The sequence below is a fragment of the Quisquiliibacterium sp. genome (assembly GCF_982640115.1).
In genome coordinates this window covers 1-3625 of the sequence record NZ_CEXFHW010000269.1, presented here as the reverse complement: position 1 = coordinate 3625, position 3625 = coordinate 1, and the positions used below count along the sequence as shown (strand labels likewise).

General features: G+C 65.6%; 3 protein-coding genes, 1 pseudogene and 1 other annotated feature. Of the genes and pseudogenes, 1 reads left to right on the top strand and 3 read right to left on the bottom strand.

Annotated elements, in window-relative coordinates; all coding sequences use genetic code 11:
* Positions 1-547 precede the first annotated feature (547 nt).
* Positions 548-877 (bottom strand): type II toxin-antitoxin system RelE/ParE family toxin, encoded by a 330-nt coding sequence (locus AC2H6A_RS18670; protein WP_484275223.1) that lies wholly within the window; start codon positions 875-877, stop codon positions 548-550.
* A complete protein-coding gene (locus tag AC2H6A_RS18665; protein WP_484275222.1) occupies positions 877-1137 on the bottom strand; it encodes a ribbon-helix-helix domain-containing protein in 261 nt (86 codons plus the stop codon). The genes AC2H6A_RS18670 and AC2H6A_RS18665 overlap by 1 nt, the downstream gene beginning before the upstream one ends.
* Positions 1138-1555: 418 nt before the next feature.
* Here AC2H6A_RS18665 and istA point away from each other — a divergent pair.
* Positions 1556-2632: pseudogene (gene istA / locus AC2H6A_RS18660) on the top strand (IS21 family transposase); the annotation flags it as partial.
* 40 nt (positions 2633-2672) lie between these two features.
* On the opposite strand, the gene AC2H6A_RS18655 reads toward istA, so the two are convergent.
* On the bottom strand, positions 2673-3625 hold a 953-nt coding region (locus AC2H6A_RS18655), incomplete at its 5' end, for an IS3 family transposase (protein ID WP_484275221.1).
* Positions 3507-3623: a sequence feature (AL1L pseudoknot), on the bottom strand. (Overlaps the previous gene by 117 nt.)

Below are 3625 nucleotides of genomic sequence, written 5' to 3'. Positions count from 1 at the left end.
GACGAATACGCGATCCAGAAGCGCTACATGGGGGTGGAGTCGATGGCGCAGCTGAGCGAGAATCCGACCATCAGGTTGCCGGCTGCACCGGCACTGGCCTGATGTAGACGGCGACCCGAGCGGACGAACCGAGCGTCGTTACTGCCCGCTTTCTACACCACGTCCGGGGACATCACCCAGGATAGTTGACGCCGGGCACCTGCACTCACCGCCCGGAAACCCGCATGAATCCCCGGGGTCGCATCAGGACAGTCCTGAGGCTTACCGAGACCAGGGAGGCACTTGGCGCCGAAGACGGCGGAATTCGGCGGCTTGGCGCGCGCCGCAGTCCTGAGGGAGACCACTGTTTCCCTCGGGGAAGCGCCCAAAAGAAAGGGCCCAGAAAAGAAAGGGCCCAGAGATGACTCTGGGCCCTTGGTACTGGTGGCGGGACACGGAACCGAACCCGCATCCGCGGTCCGAACCGATGAGCCATGCGGCGTCCGATAGCCTCTTGCTGGGGCGGATTCGAACGCCGCAGCCGCTGCGTCGATGTGAAGGTAGACCTTCACACGTCGCCGGGATGCTGCATCCAAGCCGGGATGTCACGCTGCCCGTGCAGCACACGCCAGACATCGACATGGTCTGACCGCTCGACGTAGAAAACGAGATAGGGATACCGCGTCAGCGGCCAGGAGTGAAGGCCCGGCAGGTTCAGCTCGTGGGCGTATCGCGGCGAGCCCGTCGCCGGATGGCGGCCGATGTGACGGTACGCGTTCTGCAAGGCGTCGATGAAGCCGAGCGCGGCGGTGTCGGCACCTTCAGCCAGGTAGTGGGCGACCGCGTCCTCGACGTCCTGGTTGGCCTGCTCGCGCGGGAGGACGGGCTTGGCCCTCACTACCGACTGCGCGTCTTGCCTGCTGCCCTGGCGGCGCCGCGTACCCGCTCGCGCAAGCCCTCGAAGTAGGTCTCGTCCACCGGCTTCGTGGGGGCCGACGATGCGCCCGCGAGCAGCAGCTTGCGCATCTGAAGCCGGTCGTGATCGCTGCGGATCAGTTCGCGCACGTACTCGCTGCTGGTGCCGTAGCCGCGTTGGCTGACCTGCTCGTCGACGAAGGCCTTGAGGCTGTCGGGCAGGGAGATGTTCATGGTACTCATGCCGACAGGCTAGACGGCTTGGCAAAATTTGGCAAGACTGTCCCGCCGGGGGCAGCGGCGCTGGCGGGCGGGCTTGGTGAAGCTGGGGAATGACTCAACGCCTACCCGAACCGGCCGTCCCCAGGCGTTCGATTCCGCGCTGCCGGGCAGTCCGCGACCAGCACTCACCGCCCGGAAACCCGCATGAATCCTAGACCTCGCCTGTTGTTGGTCAACAGGCTGGCAGAGAACGGAGAGAGGAAAAGGGCCCCTGGCGGGCCTTCCGGGGCCTCACCGGGCGGGCCGTAGTCAACACATGTTGGCGCCGACTGAAATTTGACCCACTTACGAGGATCGTGCCGACCGAAATCAGACCCAGGTGTTCAACCTACCCTGCCCGACTTATCCACAGCGGAGCGGGGTGTGAGGAGTGATCACCATGGCCATGATTGGCAAGGTCCTGCGGATGCACCACCGCGAGAAGAAGTCGGTGCGGGAGATCGCCAAGGCCACGAGCCTGGCGAGGAACACGGTGCGCAAGTACCTGCGCATCGACAAGGCAGAGGCGCCGAAGTACAGACGGCCTGAGGTACCCACGAAGCTGGCCCCGTTCGTCGAGGCGGTGCAGCAGGCACTGCTGGCCGATGCCCGGCGGTCGAAGAAGGAGCGTCGCACCGCCAAAGCCCTGCACGCGCAGATTGCGGCCGCGGGCTACCAAGGCGGCTACAGCCGGCTGACCGACTACATCCGGCATTGGCGGGCTGCACGCGGCGGCGTGCAGGTGGGGGACGCCTACGTGCCGCTGAGCTTCGAACTCGGCGAGGCCTTCCAGTTCGACTGGAGCGAAGAGCCGCTGGTCATCGGCGGGCAGTACCAGCGGCTGCAGGTGGCGCACATGAAGCTGTGCGCCTCCAGGGCGTTCTGGCTGGTGGCCTACCCGGGCCAAGGTCACGAGATGCTGTTCGATGCCCACACCCGCTCGTTCGCGGCGCTGGGCGGCGTGGCCCGGCGAGGCATCTACGACAACATGAAGACGGCGGTGGACCGTGTGGGCAAGGGCAAGGCGCGCGAGGTGAACCTGCGCTTCACGACCATGTGCGCGCACTACCTGTTCGATGCCGACTTCTGCAACGTGGCCTCGGGCTGGGAGAAGGGTGTCGTCGAGAAGAACGTGCAGGACAGCCGGCGGCGCATCTGGCTGGACGCCCGCGAGCAGCGCTTCAGCAGCCTGGACGAACTCAACGCTTGGCTGGCCGAGCGCTGCAAGGCGTTGTGGGCCGAGTTGCGCCACCCCGAGCACAAGGCCTTCAGCGTGGCGGAGATGCTGGAGCTGGAGCGGCAGCACCTGATGCCGATGCCGGCACCCTTCGACGGCTACGTGCAGGAGTTCAGCCGCGTCAGCAGCACCTGCTTGGTGACGGTGGCGCGCAACCGCTACTCGGTGCCGTGTGAACTGGCCCGGCACACGGTGAGCACGCGGCTGTACCCGAGCCGGGTGGTGATCGTGAACGAAGAACTGAATCGCCCCGGGTATCGCGGAGGCCCGTTGGGTTAGGTTAACAGCCCTCCGAGGCGGGCTGCTTCATGAGTTGCCGGTAGTAGTTTTCCTCGGCCTCGGCCGGCGGGATGTAGCCCAGACCCTCCATCAGGCGATGATGGTTGAACCAGGACACCCAACCCAGCGTTGCGATTTCCACGGCCTCGCGGGTTTTCCACGGCCCGCGCCGGTGAATCAGCTCGGTCTTGTACAGTCCGTTGATCGTCTCGGCCAGCGCGTTGTCGTAACTGTCGCCGCGGCTGCCCACCGAGGGTTCGATACCGGCTTCGGCCAGCCGCTCCGTGTAGCGGATGCTGACGTATTGCGACCCTCGATCGGAGTGGTGCACCAGTCGGTCTCGATCGGGTTGCCGGGCGTACAGTGCCTGCTCGAGCGCGTCGAGTACGAAGTCGGCGTGCATTGTCTTGCTCACACGCCAGCCCACGATCCGCCGGGCATACACATCGATGACGAAGGCCACGTACAACCAGCCCTGCCAAGTCGAGACGTAGGTGAAGTCCGACACCCACAACTGGTTCGGCCGCTCGGCCTTGAAGTGCCGGTTGACCCGGTCCAGCGGGCACGGCGCGTTTACATCCGGTGCCGTGGTCCGCACCACCTTGCCTCGCATCGCGCCTCGCAAGCCCATGTGCTTCATCAGCCGCTCCACCGTGCAGCGCGCCACCCTCACGTCCTCGCGGTTCATCTGCTTCCACACTTTGTCGGCCCCGTAGACCTGGAAATTGGCGTTCCAGACCTGCTCGATCTTCGGCGCCAACTCCGCATCACGACGCGCCCTTGGGCTCAGCAGGGATCGATCCCTGGCGCGCGCTGCATGTCGGCGGTAGGCCGACGGGGCGACCTGCAAGACCTCGCAGATCGGCTCGACCCCGAATGCGCCCCGTTGTTCGTCGATGAAGCCGTACATCACTTCAGCCGGCGGTCGAGCTCCGCCTGGGCGAAAAACGCGCT